Here is a 14,728-nt window from a genome sequence, read left to right on the forward strand (position 1 = left end):
CTCTGCTCGCGGCTTAGATAACGGAAATTTCTCCTTCGTCCGGGCCGTCATCCATGAGCAGCGAAACCATCAGCCAATCGATTTCCATCGTGCATCCCGTCAGCCTCAGCCACGGCAGGAACGCCGAGGTCTGGGACACCGAGGGCAAACGCTACATCGACTTCGTAGGCGGTATCGGCGTGTTGAACCTCGGCCATTGTCATCCGCGCATTGTCGAGGCGATCCGCGAACAGGCTACGCGGCTGACTCACTACGCGTTCAATGCCGCGCCCCATGTTCCCTACATCGAATTGATGGAACGCCTGACGGCGTTCATGCCGGTGGATTACCCGATCAGCGGCATGCTCACCAACAGCGGCGCCGAGGCGGCGGAGAACGCCCTGAAGATCGTGCGGGGCGCCACGGGCCGTACCGCCGTGATCGCGTTTGACGGCGCCTTTCACGGTCGCACCCTGGCGACCCTCAACCTCAACGGCAAGGTCGCGCCTTACAAACAGAAAGTCGGTGTGCTGCCCGGGCCGGTGTATCACTTGCCCTATCCCAGCCCGGACAACGGCGTGTCCTGTGCCGACGCCTTGAAGGCCATGGAGCGGTTGTTCAGCGTCGAGATCGATGTCAACGACGTGGCCTGTTTCATTGTCGAACCGGTCCAGGGCGAAGCCGGCTTCCTCGCGCTGGACGTATCCTTCGCCCAGGCCCTGCGCCAGTTCTGCGACGACAAGGGCATCGTGCTGATCATCGATGAAATCCAGTCCGGATTCGGGCGTACCGGCCAGCGCTTTGCCTTCTCCCGATTGGGCATCGAACCCGACCTGATCCTGCTGGGAAAAAGTATTGCCGGTGGCGTGCCCCTCGGTGCGGTGGTAGGCCGCAAAGCGTTGCTGGACAACCTGCCCAAGGGTGGCCTGGGCGGTACCTACTCGGGTAACCCCATCGCCTGCGCCGCCGCACTGGCGACCCTGGACGAAATGACCGATGCCAACCTGCACGCCTGGGGCGTGCAACAGGAAGAGGCGATCGTCAGCCGCTACGAATCCTGGCGCAGCCGCGGGCTAAGCCCTTACCTGGGTCGCCTGACCGGCGTCGGCGCAATGCGCGGCATCGAGCTGAGCCAGTCCGACGGCACCCCGGCTTCGGCACAATTGACGCAACTACTGGCCCTGGCACGGGAATCGGGCCTGCTGCTGATGCCCAGTGGCAAGTCGCGACACATCGTGCGACTGCTGGCGCCGTTGACGACCGAGCCGGCAGTGCTGGAAGAGGGGCTGGATATTCTGGAGGCGTGCCTGGCGAAGCTGGCCTGAAACTCAGTGTTTCTGAGCACACAAGAAGCTTGGGGAGCGCGCTTGCTCGCGGCAGCGTCAAATCTGCCGACATCGATGTTGGCCGGTACACCGCCATCGCGAGCAAGCTCGGTCCCACAAGGGTTCAAAGCCAGGTATTCAGGCATTAAAAAACCGGCCGAGGCCGGTTTTCTGGGGGTCTGACGAATCAGAACGAAGCGTTCTGCAGGCCGTCCAGGTAGCGCTCGGTGTCCAGTGCTGCCATGCAACCGGCGCCGGCCGAGGTGATGGCCTGGCGGTAGACGTGGTCGGCCACGTCGCCGGCCGCGAAGATACCTTCGACGCTGGTGGCAGTGGCGTTGCCGTCGCGGCCGCCCTTGACCACCAGGTAGCCGTCCTTGAGTTCCAGCTGGCCTTCGAACAACGACGTGTTCGGAGTGTGGCCGATGGCGATGAACACGCCGTCAACCTTGATCTCGTCGAAGCTGCCGTCGTTGTTCTTCAGGCGAGCACCGGTCACGCCCATGTTGTCGCCCAGCACTTCGTCCAGGGTCGCGTTGAGCTTGAGGATGATCTTGCCTTCGGCGACGCGGGCATTGAGCTTGTCGATCAGGATCTTCTCGGCGCGGAAAGTCTCGCGACGGTGGATCAAGGTCACCGTGCTGGCGATATTGGCCAGGTAGAGAGCTTCCTCTACAGCGGTATTGCCGCCACCGACCACTGCCACCGGCTTGTTGCGGTAGAAGAAACCGTCGCAGGTGGCGCAGGCCGAAACCCCTTTGCCCATGAAGGCTTCTTCCGAAGGCAGGCCCAGGTAACGAGCGCTCGCGCCAGTGGCGATGATCAGGGCATCGCAGGTATAGGTCGCGCTGTCGCCGGTCAGGGTGTAGGGCTTGGCTGCGAAATCCACGGCATTGATATGGTCGAAAACGATTTCAGTCTCGAAACGCTCGGCGTGTTCCTTCATGCGCTCCATCAACGCCGGGCCGGTCAGGCCATGGACGTCGCCCGGCCAGTTGTCGACTTCGGTGGTGGTGGTCAATTGACCGCCGGCCTGCATGCCGGTGATCAGCAGCGGCTTGAGGTTGGCACGGGCCGCGTAGACCGCGGCGCTATAACCGGCAGGGCCGGAACCGAGAATAATCACTCGAGAATGACGGACTTCAGACATGACCTGCTCCTGTTGACCGGCCCCTGCGGACCGGAACGCCGGGTAAGCGGCGGGAATAAAAAAGAACCGTTGATGCACTTGGGGAAGGCTTTGGTTCGACGGTCCTGAAAAAGAATGGGTGCAGCGTATCGAGGGAGCGAAGATTAAGGAAATACGGTTTAACAATCCAGCTCATAGGTGAGTTCTATCCCAGGTAGACCTCTCGATAGGAGCCACTGTCCGGCAAACCTGTTACAGGCCATGTAGACGCTTTCCCGTACGCCGCAAAGCCGGTAAGGTCGGCGCGTTCATCTTCGTTCGGAGCATCCCATGCCTGCCCCCGTCCTGTCGGGCCCGCAATATCTGCAAGAAGGTCTCAAGCTGGTCCTGAGCCCGGGCCTGCGCCTGTTCGTCCTGCTCCCGCTGGCCATCAACCTGCTGCTGTTCATCGGCCTGATCTACCTGGCCGGCCATCAATTCAGCCTGTGGGTCGACACCCTGATGCCATCGCTGCCGGACTGGCTGAGCTTTCTCAGCTACATCCTCTGGCCGCTGTTCGTGGTCCTGGTGGTGCTGATGGTGTTCTTCACGTTCACCATGCTCGCCAATATCATCGCCGCCCCCTTCAACGGCTTCCTCGCGGAAAAAGTCGAAGTGGTGATCCGGGGTACCGATGATTTCCCGGCCTTCAGCTGGGGCGAACTGGTGGCCATGATTCCCCGAACCCTTTCCCGGGAAGCCCGCAAGCTCGGCTACTTCCTGCCCCGTGCCCTTGGCCTGTTCGTGCTGTCGTTCGTGCCGGTGCTCAATCTGGTGGCCGCGCCGCTGTGGCTGTTGTTCGGCGTGTGGATGATGGCCATCCAGTACATCGACTACCCGGCGGACAACCACAAGCTGGGCTGGAACGAAATGCTCGCCTGGCTGCGGGAAAAACGCTGGCAGAGCCTGGGCTTTGGCGGCAGCGTATACCTGGCGCTGCTGATCCCGGTGGTCAACATCCTCATGATGCCGGCGGCAGTGGCCGGGGCGACCCTGTTCTGGGTGCGCGAGCAAGGCGCCGAGACCGCACTGGCCCGCCAGGGCTGAGCCGGTCACGAATCCGTCATCAAGACGACACAATGACGAAATGACCCCGGTCGACACTGGGGTCATGACCACACCTCTGCACGTTACCCTCATCACCGAAACCTTCCCGCCGGAAATCAATGGCGTGGCCAACACCCTGGGCCGTCTGCACGACGGCTTGCGTGCCCGCGGGCATCGGGTCGAACTGGTACGTCCGCGCCAGGGGGGCGACCCGCGCCAGGCCGGTGACGAACATCTGTTGCTGTGTCGGGGCTGGCCATTACCGGGCTACCCAGGGCTGCAATGGGGCCAGGTGTCCATGCACAAGCTGCTGCGCCGGTGGAAGCGCCATCGGCCGGACGTGCTCTATATCGCCACCGAAGGGCCGCTGGGCCTGTCGGCGTTGCGGGCGGCGCGGCGCCTGGGCATCGCGGTGGTCAGTGGGTTCCATACCAACTTCCAGCAGTACACCCAGCAGTACGGCCTCGGGCTGCTGAGCCGCGCGCTGACTCATTATCTGCGCTGGTTCCATAACCGCTCCGCCGTGACCCTGGTGCCGAGCCTGAGTCAGCGGCTGGAACTGGAGCGTCGCCATTTCGAACGGGTGGCGTTGCTGTCCCGTGGCGTGGACAGCCAGCTGTTTCATCCCATCAAGCGCTCGGCCTCCCTGCGCGAGGCCTGGGGCCTGGGTGAGCACGACATTGCGGTGATCCATGTGGGGCGCCTGGCGCCGGAGAAGAACCTCGGGCTGCTCAAGCGCAGTTTCGACACGCTGCGCAGCGCTTTTCCGGAGCGACGGCTCAAACTGGTGGTGATCGGTGATGGCCCGCAGCGCTCGGCACTAGAGCAGGACCTGCCCGAAGCGGTCTTTTGTGGCGCCCAGCGTGGCGAGGCGCTGGCCAGCCACTATGCGTCCGGGGATGTGTTCGTCTTTCCAAGCCTGACCGAAACCTTCGGCAACGTCGTGCTGGAAGCCCTGGCGTCCGGGCTGGGTGTGGTGGCCTACGATCAGGCCGCGGCGGCACAGCATATCCGCCATGGCTATAACGGCGTGCTGGCCATGCCGGGGGATGAAGAGGCATTCTGCGATGCCGCCCGTTGGCTGCTGGAGGAGCGCGAGACCTTGCGTTGCGTGCGGCTCAATGCGCGCCAGCATGCCAGTCGCCAGGGCTGGGCGGCGGTGATCGAGCAATTTGAAGCGCAGTTGCGAGGGGCTTGCGTGGGTGAGCAGGTAATGCCTGTTGCGCCCACTGTGCGCTGACTGTTCGGTGATTTTCAGGCCGCGATCGTGAGCAAGCTCGCCCCCACAAGTGGATTCTGGCCGGACACCGATAGGCGTCCGCCAAGGATCCAATGGGGGAACAGGCTTGCTCGCGACAGCGTCAGTCAGGACGCCGCTTAAACCAAAGTCATCAGCGCCTCTCGGCTGAACGGCAGGATCTCCTGCTCACGCCCTTCACGGACTTTCTGCGCCCAGTCCGGATCCACCAGCAGTGCACGGCCCACCGCCACCAGGTCGAACTCATCGTTGTTCAGCCGCTCCAGGAGTTTTTCCAGGCTGGCGGGTTGGGCGACCTTGTCGGTATTGACCATGAACTGCAGGAACTCGCCATCCAGGCCGACGCTGCCAACGGTGATGGTCGGCTTGCCGGTCAGCTTGCGGGTCCAGCCCGCCAGGTTCAGTTCCGAGCCTTCGAATTCCGGTTCCCAGAAGCGCCGCGTCGAGCAGTGGAAAATATCCACGCCGGCTTCGGCCAACGGCTTGAGGAATTCGCCCAGGGCCTCGGGAGTCTGCACCAGGCGTGCCGTGTAGTCCTGCTGCTTCCATTGGGAGAAACGGAAAATGATGGGGAAGCCCTCGCCCACTGCCGCACGCACGGCACGGATCAACTCGATGGCGAAACGCGAACGATTGGCCAGGCTGCCACCGTAGCCGTCGGTACGCTGGTTGCTGCCTTCCCAGAAGAATTGATCGATCAGGTAACCGTGGGCACCGTGAATCTCCACACCGTCCATGCCGATGCGCTGGGCGTCCTTGGCCGCCTGGGCAAAGGCCGCGATGACCTCATCGATATCCGCCTGGGTCATGCCGTGCACCACTACCTGGCCGTCCTTGAGCTTCTCCGACGGGCCATAGCCCGGCACGCTGGCATCCGGCTCGGTGCCGAGGCGGCGCACATTGCCGACATGCCACAACTGCGGAACGATCTTGCCACCCTCGGCGTGAACCGCATCGACCACCTGCTTCCAGCCTGCCAGCGCAGCTTCGCCGTAGAAGTGCGGCACGTTCGGATAACCGTTGGAGGCCTTGTGTCCGACCGTGGTGCCCTCGGTGACGATCAGGCCGACCCCGGCCGCCGCGCGACGACGGTAGTACTCCACCACCTTGGCATTGGGCACGCCACCCGGCGAAAAGGAACGGGTCATCGGCGCCATCACCACCCGGGTCGGCAGTTCGAACGCGCCGAGCTGGAAAGGTTTGAACAGGGCTTTTACAGACATGGGGCACTCCACGGGCATGGGATCGCTGATCAATATGACGGCGATAATATGTGGCCCGGGAAGGCTCGGGTAGCACTATTGATTGGAATGATTAAGGATCAAAAGCGAGCCGAGAGAATCGCGGTCGGGTGAATGAACCGATCCGCAGCCGGGGGGCGAAATCTGTGGCGAGGGATTTCTCCCCTCGCCACAATGTTGTCGTGCCTGGCTTCAACCCAGGGCTTTTTCGATGGCCTGGATCACCGTGGGATCATCCGGTGCGGTGCGTGGCGAGAAACGCGCCAGCACGCGACCGTCCTTGCCCAGCAGGAACTTCTCGAAATTCCAGGTGATGTCGCCGGGAAACTCCGCCCCCTCGCCGGCCAACAGGCGGTACAACTGGTGGCGGTCGGGACCGTTCACGTCCAGCTTGCTGGACAGCGGGAAGGTCACGCCATAGTTGAGGCTGCAGAATGCCTGGATTTCCTGCTCGGTCCCCGGTTCTTGCCCGGCGAACTGATTGCACGGCAGGCCCAGCACACTGAACCCCTTGTCCTTGTATTGCTGGTAGAGATTCTCCAGCGCCGCGTACTGAGGCGTCAGGCCACATTTGGAGGCGACGTTGACCACCAGCACGACATGCCCCTTGAAGGGTGCCAGCGCCAGCTCCTGACCATCCAGGGCTTTGAGTTTAAGGTCGTGGAAAGCACTCATGACGAACTCCAGGTTTACCGATCTTTCGAAACAGCCATGGACGATGCTACCGACAAAAAAGGCGCCACGGGGCGCCTTTTTCGTTTCATTTGAGCGTAGCGCAGAAATCAGTGGTGATGGCCGCCTTCGCCATGGACGTGACCATGGGCGATTTCTTCCTGGCTGGCGTCACGGATGTCAACGATCTTGACCTTGAAGTTCAAGCGCTGACCGGCCAGTGGATGGTTGCCGTCAACAGTGACGTCGTCGCCTTCCAGGTCACGAATGGTGACGATCTGCATCTGGCCATCGGGCGCCGATGCGTGGAACTGCATGCCCACTTCCAGCTCGTCCACACCTTCGAACATGCTGCGGCTCAGGGTGCTGACCAGCTCGGCGGAGTACTCGCCATAGGCGTCTTCCGGTTCAACGGCAACGTTCAGCTCGTCACCGGTGGTTTTGCCTTCCAGGGCTTTTTCCAGGCCCGGGATGATATTGCCTGCACCATGCAGGTAGACCAGCGGAGCGCCGCCGGCAGAGCTGTCGATGACCTCACCAGCGTCGTTGGTCAGGGTATAGTCGATGGAGACAGCCTTATTGGCGGCGATCAGCATGGGGCGAGACCTTTTGCATAAGAATGAAGAACGGACAAGTCTAAACAAGGATTTGCCCGAAAGCGAACGGAACCCGGACAAACGGGCTCGTTCGAACAGACCGACGGTCACCGGTTTCCATCAGGACGAGGATGGGCACTGGGTAGTCGAGCTGTCCTGCGGGCACACCCAGCATCTGCGCCACCAGCCACCGTGGCAGGCCCGGGCCTGGGTCCTGGACGCCGCGCAACGTATTGAAAAAATAGGCCAGCCCTTTGGTTGCGGCTGGTGCGCGCAGGCCCCCGTTAGCGATAACCTTGGCGACTGAATTCGACGGTAGACACAGACCGCGCCCTTGCCATGCACCCTTAGAGAATCCGCATGCAAACTTTTTTTATCGCGCCCACCGACTTTGGTGTGGGTCTGACCTCCATCAGCCTCGGGCTGGTGCGTACCCTTGAACGGGCCGGGCTGAAAGTCGGCTTTTTCAAACCCATTGCCCAGCCTCACCCCGGCGACACCGGACCGGAACGCTCCACCGAACTGGTGGCCCGCACTCACGGTCTCAAGCCGCCCCAGCCCCTGGGCCTGGCCCATGTCGAACGGATGCTCGGCGACGGCCAGCTCGACGAACTGCTGGAAGAGATCATCACCCTTTACCAGCAGGCCGCGATCGGCAAGGACGTCCTGGTGGTGGAAGGCATGGTCCCGACCCGCAGCGCCAGTTACGCCGCCCGGGTCAACCTGCACCTGGCCAAGAGCCTGGACGCCGAGGTTATCCTGGTGTCGGCCCCGGAGAACGAAGTACTGACCGAGCTTTCCGGGCGGGTGGAGTTGCAGGCACAGCTGTTCGGCGGCCCCAAGGATCCGAAGGTCCTCGGGGTGATCCTGAACAAGGTCCGCACCGATGAAAGCATCGAGGCGTTTTCCGCGCGCCTGAAGGAACATTCGCCCTTGCTGCGCAGCGGCGACTTCCGCCTGCTGGGCTGCATTCCGTTCCGGCCGGAACTCAACGCCCCGCGCACCCGCGACGTGGCCGACCTGATGGGCGCGCAGGTGCTCAACGCCGGCGACTACGAAACCCGGCGCATGAGCAACATCATCATTTGCGCCCGCACCATGCGCAACACGGTGGAATTGCTCAAGCCCGGCGTACTGGTGGTGACTCCCGGCGATCGCGACGACATCATCCTGGCCGTGAGCCTGGCGGCTATCAACGGCGTGCCCCTGGCCGGCCTGCTGCTGACCAGCGACACCCTGCCAGACCCGCGCATCATGGACCTGTGCCGAGGCGCCTTGCAGGCCGGCCTGCCGGTGCTGTCGGTCAGTACCGGCTCCTATGACACCGCCAACCTGCTCAACAGCCTGAACAAGGAAATCCCGATCGATGACCGCGAACGCGCGGAAATCATCACCGATTTCGTCGCCAGCCACCTGGATGCCCAGTGGCTGCACCAGCGCTGTGGCACGCCACGGGAAATGCGCCTGTCCCCCGCCGTGTTCCGCTACCAACTGATCCAGCGCGCCCAGGCCGCCAACAAGCGCATCGTGCTGCCGGAAGGCAGCGAGCCGCTGACCGTACAGGCCGCCGCCATTTGCCAGGCCCGGGGCATCGCCCGTTGCGTGCTGCTGGCCAAGCCGGCCGACGTCGAGGCGGTAGCCCGTGCCCAGGGCATCGAACTGCCGCCGGGGCTGGAGATTCTTGATCCGGACGCGATTCGCGAGCGCTACGTCGAACCGATGGTCAGCCTGCGCAAGAGCAAGAGCCTGAACGCACCGATGGCCGAGCAGCAGTTGGAAGACACCGTGGTGATCGGCACCATGATGCTGGCCCTGGATGAAGTGGACGGGCTGGTTTCCGGCGTGATCCATTCCACCGCCAATACCATCCGCCCGGCCTTGCAGTTGATCAAGACTGCGCCCGGCTGCTCTCTGGTGTCCTCGGTGTTCTTCATGCTGTTTCCCGAAGAAGTGCTGGTCTATGGCGACTGCGTGATGAACCCGCACCCCAGTGCGGCGGAGCTGGCGGAGATTGCCTTGCAAAGCGCCGATTCGGCCGCCGCGTTCGGCATCACCCCGCGGGTGGCGATGCTCAGCTATTCCAGCGGCGAGTCGGCCAGCGGCGAGGAAGTGGAGAAGGTCCGCGAAGCCACGTTGCTGGCCCATGAGGCGCAGCATGGCTTGCTGATCGACGGACCGTTGCAGTACGACGCCGCCGCCAACGAAGCCGTGGCGCGGCAACTGGCGCCCAACAGCCAGGTGGCCGGCCGTGCGACGGTGTTCATCTTCCCAGACCTCAACACCGGCAACACCACCCACAAGGCCGTTCAGCGCAGCGCCGATTGCGTCAGCCTCGGCCCCATGCTGCAAGGCCTGCGCAAACCGGTGAACGACTTGCCTCGCGGCGCCCAGGTCGATGACATCGTGTACACCATCGCCCTGACCGCCATCCAGGCCGCCAACCGACCCATGGATATCTAAATGCTGGACTTTCTGCCCGCCCCCTTGCGGGGCGTCATCGCTTCACTGCTGTTGGCCCTGAACACCGTCGTGTGCTGCACGCCGCTGTTCATCGTGGCGATCTTCAAGTTGCTGTTGCCCTTCCCCGCCGCCCAGCGCCTTACCGACTGGCTGATGAGCCATATCCACGAGGCCTGGATCAGCAACAACAAGGGCTGGATGAACCTGCTGCGCCGTACCCGCTGGCACCTCAGCGGCCTGGAAGGCCTGGACTACCAGCATTCCTACCTGATCACCAGCAATCACCAGAGCTGGGTCGACATCATGGTGCTGCAATACGTGCTGAACCGGCGGATCCGCCCGTTGAAGTTCTTTCTCAAGCAGGAGCTGATCTGGGTGCCGGTGATCGGCCTGGCCTGGTGGGCCCTGGGCTTTCCCTTCATGAAGCGCTACTCCAAGGCGTACCTGGAGAAGCATCCGGAAAAGAAAGGCAAGGACCTGGAAACCACTCGCAAGACTTGCGCGAAGTTTCGCAACAACCCCGTGGGCATTTTCAACTTCGTCGAAGGCACACGCTTCACCGAAGGCAAGCATGCCCAGCAACAGTCACCGTTTCGCTACCTGCTCAAACCCAAGGCCGGAGGCATTGCATTCGTGCTCGACGCCATGGGCGAGCAACTGGAATCGATCATCAACGTAACCATTCACTACCCCGGCGGTCGCCCGGGATTCTGGGACCTGCTGTGCGGCAAGGTTGGGGAAGTGGTGGTGCATTTCCAGGAGCTGAAGCTACCGCCGCAATTCATCGGCAAGAGCTACGACCAGGACGGCGCCTATCGCCTGGAGTTCCAGGGCTGGATCAACCAGCTGTGGCAGGACAAGGACGCGTTGCTCGAACAGATGCACCACGAGTATCCCGGCAAGTCTTGAGGTGTCGGTACGGGCCTCATCGCGAGCAAGTTCGCTCCACAGGTGATGTGGGATGAGTTCCGGTACTGTGTCCGCTGCTCCCCCCTGTGGGAGCGAGCTTGCTCGCGATAGCGTCCTTCGACAATAAAAAAGCCCGCAGATGATCACTCATCTGCGGGCCTTTGCTTGCCGCTTGAAGCTAGAAGCTCACAGCGACTTGCCTTAGATCGCCCCACGCTTGCGCAGCAGATCCAGCACCTGCTTGACACCCTCTTCCAGGGTCAGCGCCTGGGTGTCGATCACCAGGTCGGCATCCAGCGGCACGTCATACGGGAAGGACTCGCCGGGAATATTGTCGCCAGCGGCGGCGTACAGCCCCTGCGGATCACGCTGGGCACACACTGTCGGCGAAGCCTGGACATAGACCGTCAGCAGACGATCACGCCCGATCAGGTCCTTGGCCTGCTCACGCCCTTCGGCACTTGGCGCAACGAACGCGGCGAGGGTCAACAGGCCGGCTTCGTTGAACTGCCGGGCGACGTGGGCCGCACGGCGCCAGTTCTCGGTGCGCCCGGCACGGTCCTGTGGCAGGCCCTTGTTCAGGTCATGACGCAGGTTCTGGCCATCGAGCACGAACACCGCACGCCCCATGTCGAACAACTTGCGCTCCACCGCATAGGCCAGGGTGCTCTTGCCAGCGCCGGACAGGCCGCTGAACAGCACCGTGGCCGGTTGCTGGCCGAAGCGTTGGGTGCGCTCTTCCACCGACACATGGGCCAGCTTGCCGTGGTGCGTGCTGCTGCCGTGGGTCAGCGGCTGGGCGACGATCATGCCGGCACCGACCGTGCCATTGGTCAAACGATCGATGACGATGAACGCGCCGGTGGTGCGGTTGCTCTCGTAGCCGTCCAGGGCGATCGGCGCGTCCAGCGCGATTTTCACCTTGCCGATTTCGTTGAGCTGCAAGGCACTGGCCGGCCCTTCTTCCAGGGTATTCACATCGACCCGGTTGACGATGCTGGCAATCGAGCCAGGCACGTAACTGGTGGCGCGCTTGATGTCGTATTTCTTGCCGGGCAGCATCGGCTCCTCGGCCATCCATACCAGCATCGCCTCGAAGCTGTCGGTGACCGGCGGAACGTTGTCGGCATGCACCAGCAGGTCGCCACGGGAGATGTCGATCTCGTCTTCCATGGTCAGCGTCACGGCCTGGCCGGGGCCGGCGTGTTCCAGCTCGCCCTCGAAGGTGACGATGGATTTCACGCGGCTGCTCTTGCCCGATGGCAGCACCACCACTTCGTCGCCCTTGTGCACGATGCCGCTGGCCAGGGTGCCGGCGAAACCGCGGAAGTTCAGGTTCGGACGGTTGACGTACTGCACCGGGAAACGCAGGTCGGTGAAGTTGCGGTCGCCCGCCACTTCCACGGTTTCGAGGATCTCCATCAGCGACTGGCCGGTGTACCACGGCGAGCGCTCGGACTTGTTCACCACGTTATCGCCCTTGAGGGCGGACATGGGCACGAAATGCAAGGTGGTGGGCTTCATCTTCAAGCCCTCGGCGAACTTCAGGTAGTCGGCCTTGATCGACTCGAACACACCCTGGTCGAAGTCCTTGAGGTCCATCTTGTTGATCGCCACGACGATGTGCTTGATGCCCAGCAGCGAGGCGATGAAGCTGTGGCGACGGGTCTGGGTCTGCACGCCGTAGCGGGCGTCCACCAGGATGATCGCCAGGTCACAGGTGGAAGCACCGGTGGCCATGTTGCGGGTGTACTGCTCATGGCCGGGAGTGTCGGCGATGATGAACTTGCGCTTGGCGGTAGAGAAATAGCGGTACGCGACATCGATGGTGATGCCTTGCTCGCGCTCGGCCTGCAGGCCATCGACCAGCAGTGCCAGGTCGATATCGTCACCGGTGGTGCCGACTTTCTTCGAATCGCGGGTGATGGCTTCCAGGTGATCCTCGTAGATCATCTTGGAGTCGTGCAGCAGGCGCCCGATCAGGGTGCTCTTGCCGTCGTCGACGTTGCCGCAGGTCAGGAAACGCAGCAGTTCCTTGCGCTCGTGCTGGCCCAGGTAGGCGAGGATGTCCTCGCTGATCAAATCAGATTGGTGCGACATGACAACCCCTTAGAAATAACCCTGACGTTTCTTGTCTTCCATCGAGCCTGCGCCATCGTGGTCGATGACCCGGCCCTGGCGCTCGGAAGTTCGCGTCAGGAGCATTTCCTGAATGATGTCCGTCAGGCTCTCGGCCTCGGACTCCACCGCGCCCGTCAACGGGTAGCAGCCAAGGGTACGGAAACGCACTTTCTTCTTGACGATGCGGGCCTTTTCTTCCTCGGACAGGTGCTCGAGGATGCGCTCATCGTCGATCATGATCAGCGTGCCGTTCTTCTCGATCACTTCGCGCTCGGCGGCGAAGTACAGCGGCACGATCGGGATGCCTTCGAGGTAGATGTACTGCCAGATGTCCAGTTCGGTCCAGTTCGACAGGGGGAACACGCGGATCGATTCGCCCTTGTTGACCTTGCCGTTGTAGACGTTCCACAGCTCGGGACGCTGGTTCTTCGGGTCCCAGCGATGCTTGCTGTCGCGGAACGAGTACACGCGCTCCTTGGCGCGGGACTTTTCTTCGTCGCGACGGGCACCGCCGAACGCGGCGTCGAAACCATACTTGTCCAACGCCTGCTTCAGGCCCTGGGTCTTCATGATGTCGGTGTGCTTGGCACTGCCGTGGGTGAACGGGTTGATGCCCTGCGCCACGCCATCCGGGTTCACATGAGTGATCAGCTCCAGGCCCAGCTCTTCGACCATGCGGTCGCGGAACTTGTACATTTCCTGGAATTTCCAGCGGGTGTCGACGTGCATCACCGGAAACGGCAGCTTGCCGGGAAAAAACGCCTTGCGTGCCAGGTGCAGCATCACGGCGGAATCTTTACCGATGGAGTACAGCATCACCGGGTTATCGAACTCGGCGGCCACCTCGCGGATGATGTGGATGCTTTCCGCCTCCAGCTGTTTCAGATGCGTCAGTTTGTCGACCATGGCTACTCACGAAAACTTTCTTATGAACGGCCAGCGGGCCGTGTTCGAGCGAGGAATCCTAGCACAGCGACCTCTTCTAATCAGGGCGCCAACTAGATCGAAACAGCATATGGATATGCCTGGTGGTTCGGCCGCTATGGCTCTTTGTGGGAGCGAGCTTGCTCGCGATAGCGTGTGCTCAGGCGCATTAATGCTGGCTGATCCGCCGCTATCGCGAGCAAGCTCGCTCCCACAGAGGTTATAAGCAGTCAAATGGGATTCGGGCAATCGATGAAGATGTGCTCCAGGGCAAACCGGCGTGCCAGGTAATCACCCAAGGCCTGGACGCCGTAGCGCTCGGTCGCGTGGTGCCCGGCGGCGATGAAGCTGATGCCGTTTTCCCGGGCGCTGTGGAACGTCTGCTCGGACGCTTCGCCGCTGAGGTACAGGTCGACCCCGGCCAACACCGCCTGGTCGATATAGCCCTGGCCGCCTCCGGTGCACCAGCCGACCCGGCGGATCATCTGCTCGCCTTCGATCAGCAACGGCTCGCGCCCCATGACTTCCTGGACCTTGCGCGCGAAATCACGAGCCGTCATGGGTTCGGACAAGGAACCCACCAGCCCGACGACCTTGGGATTATCCGGGTCCAGTGGTCCTTCGACGGTGATGTCCAACTGACGGGCCAATTGCACGTTGTTGCCAACGTCGGGGTGCAGGTCCAGCGGCAGATGATAGGCCAGCAAGCTGATGTCGTGCTTGAGCAAGGTCTTGAGCCGCCGCTGCTTCATCCCGGTGACGCAAGGGTTTTCGCCCTTCCAGAAGTAACCGTGGTGGACCAGCACCAGGTCGGCCTCGGCTTGCACCGCGGCATCCAGCAGGGCCTGGCTGGCGGTGACACCGCTGACGATGCGCATCACCTGGGGCGCGCCTTCGACCTGCAGGCCATTGGGGCAATAATCGGCGATCCGGCTGCTCGCCAGGTAACGGTCCGCTTCTTCGACCAGGGTGCTCAGGGCTACGGCCATGAAAAGACTCCTAAATATCCCGTTCAGAGGCACGCGCGG

Annotated in this window: 13 protein-coding genes; 6 read left to right on the forward strand and 7 right to left on the reverse strand. The window is 62.4% G+C overall.

Going from position 1 to position 14,728, the window contains the following annotated elements; translation table 11 throughout:
• Positions 1-53 precede the first annotated feature (53 nt).
• Entirely contained in the window at positions 54-1,304 is a 1,251-nt protein-coding gene (locus BT179_RS09815; protein WP_072430774.1) for a 2-aminoadipate transaminase, read from the forward strand.
• Between the two features lie 187 nt (positions 1,305-1,491).
• On the opposite strand, the gene trxB is transcribed toward BT179_RS09815, so the two are convergent.
• Entirely contained in the window at positions 1,492-2,454 is a 963-nt protein-coding gene (trxB, locus tag BT179_RS09820) for a thioredoxin-disulfide reductase (protein WP_003205459.1), read from the reverse strand.
• A 309-nt stretch (positions 2,455-2,763) separates the two neighbouring features.
• On the opposite strand from trxB, the gene cysZ reads away from it, so the two are divergent.
• Together cysZ and BT179_RS09835 are read left to right on the forward strand one after the other, a co-directional pair.
• Positions 2,764-3,519: a sulfate transporter CysZ gene (gene cysZ, locus BT179_RS09830; RefSeq protein ID WP_072430773.1), complete on the forward strand. Its 756-nt coding sequence runs from the start codon at positions 2,764-2,766 to the stop codon at positions 3,517-3,519.
• 40 nt (positions 3,520-3,559) lie between these two features.
• Positions 3,560-4,759: a glycosyltransferase family 4 protein gene (locus BT179_RS09835; RefSeq protein ID WP_072388331.1), complete on the forward strand. Its 1,200-nt coding sequence runs from the start codon at positions 3,560-3,562 to the stop codon at positions 4,757-4,759.
• 137 nt (positions 4,760-4,896) lie between these two features.
• Here BT179_RS09835 and BT179_RS09840 read toward each other — a convergent pair whose 3' ends face one another.
• The 3 genes from BT179_RS09840 to BT179_RS09850 form a co-directional block, all read right to left on the reverse strand.
• Positions 4,897-6,000 (reverse strand): NADH:flavin oxidoreductase, encoded by a 1,104-nt coding sequence (locus BT179_RS09840; RefSeq protein WP_072388333.1) that lies wholly within the window; start codon positions 5,998-6,000, stop codon positions 4,897-4,899.
• Positions 6,001-6,210: 210 nt separating this feature from the next.
• Positions 6,211-6,693 (reverse strand): glutathione peroxidase, encoded by a 483-nt coding sequence (locus BT179_RS09845; protein ID WP_072388335.1) that lies wholly within the window; start codon positions 6,691-6,693, stop codon positions 6,211-6,213.
• Positions 6,694-6,800: 107 nt separating this feature from the next.
• Complete coding sequence (locus BT179_RS09850; RefSeq protein WP_072388337.1) at positions 6,801-7,286, reverse strand: FKBP-type peptidyl-prolyl cis-trans isomerase; 486 nt, start codon at positions 7,284-7,286, stop codon at positions 6,801-6,803.
• Here BT179_RS09850 and BT179_RS09855 point away from each other — a divergent pair.
• Genes BT179_RS09855 through BT179_RS09865 form a run of 3 tightly spaced genes read left to right on the forward strand, consistent with a single transcriptional unit; the run spans position 7,255 to position 10,655 of the window.
• A complete protein-coding gene (locus BT179_RS09855) occupies positions 7,255-7,593 on the forward strand; it encodes a DUF3565 domain-containing protein (protein WP_072430772.1) in 339 nt (112 codons plus the stop codon). The two genes, BT179_RS09850 and BT179_RS09855, sit on opposite strands and share 32 nt — an antisense overlap.
• Positions 7,594-7,646: 53 nt before the next feature.
• Positions 7,647-9,746 (forward strand): phosphate acetyltransferase, encoded by a 2,100-nt coding sequence (gene pta / locus BT179_RS09860; RefSeq protein WP_072388339.1) that lies wholly within the window; start codon positions 7,647-7,649, stop codon positions 9,744-9,746.
• Complete coding sequence (locus BT179_RS09865; protein ID WP_072430771.1) at positions 9,747-10,655, forward strand: acyltransferase; 909 nt, start codon at positions 9,747-9,749, stop codon at positions 10,653-10,655.
• A gap of 201 nt (positions 10,656-10,856) precedes the next feature.
• Here BT179_RS09865 and cysN read toward each other — a convergent pair whose 3' ends face one another.
• From cysN to BT179_RS09880, 3 genes are all read right to left on the reverse strand, one after another.
• The gene (cysN, locus tag BT179_RS09870; RefSeq protein WP_072388344.1) at positions 10,857-12,755 is read right to left on the reverse strand and encodes a sulfate adenylyltransferase subunit CysN; all 1,899 of its coding nucleotides are present in this window, start codon (positions 12,753-12,755) and stop codon (positions 10,857-10,859) included.
• 9 nt (positions 12,756-12,764) lie between these two features.
• Positions 12,765-13,682: a sulfate adenylyltransferase subunit CysD gene (cysD, locus tag BT179_RS09875; protein WP_072388346.1), complete on the reverse strand. Its 918-nt coding sequence runs from the start codon at positions 13,680-13,682 to the stop codon at positions 12,765-12,767.
• Positions 13,683-13,930: 248 nt separating this feature from the next.
• Positions 13,931-14,689, reverse strand: a complete 759-nt coding sequence (locus tag BT179_RS09880) for a Nif3-like dinuclear metal center hexameric protein (protein ID WP_072430770.1) — start codon at positions 14,687-14,689, stop codon at positions 13,931-13,933.
• Between the last annotated feature and the right edge of the window lie 39 nt (positions 14,690-14,728).

The sequence above is a fragment of the Pseudomonas sp. NFACC43 genome (genome assembly GCF_900119645.1).
In the GTDB taxonomy this organism is placed as follows: domain Bacteria; phylum Pseudomonadota; class Gammaproteobacteria; order Pseudomonadales; family Pseudomonadaceae; genus Aquipseudomonas.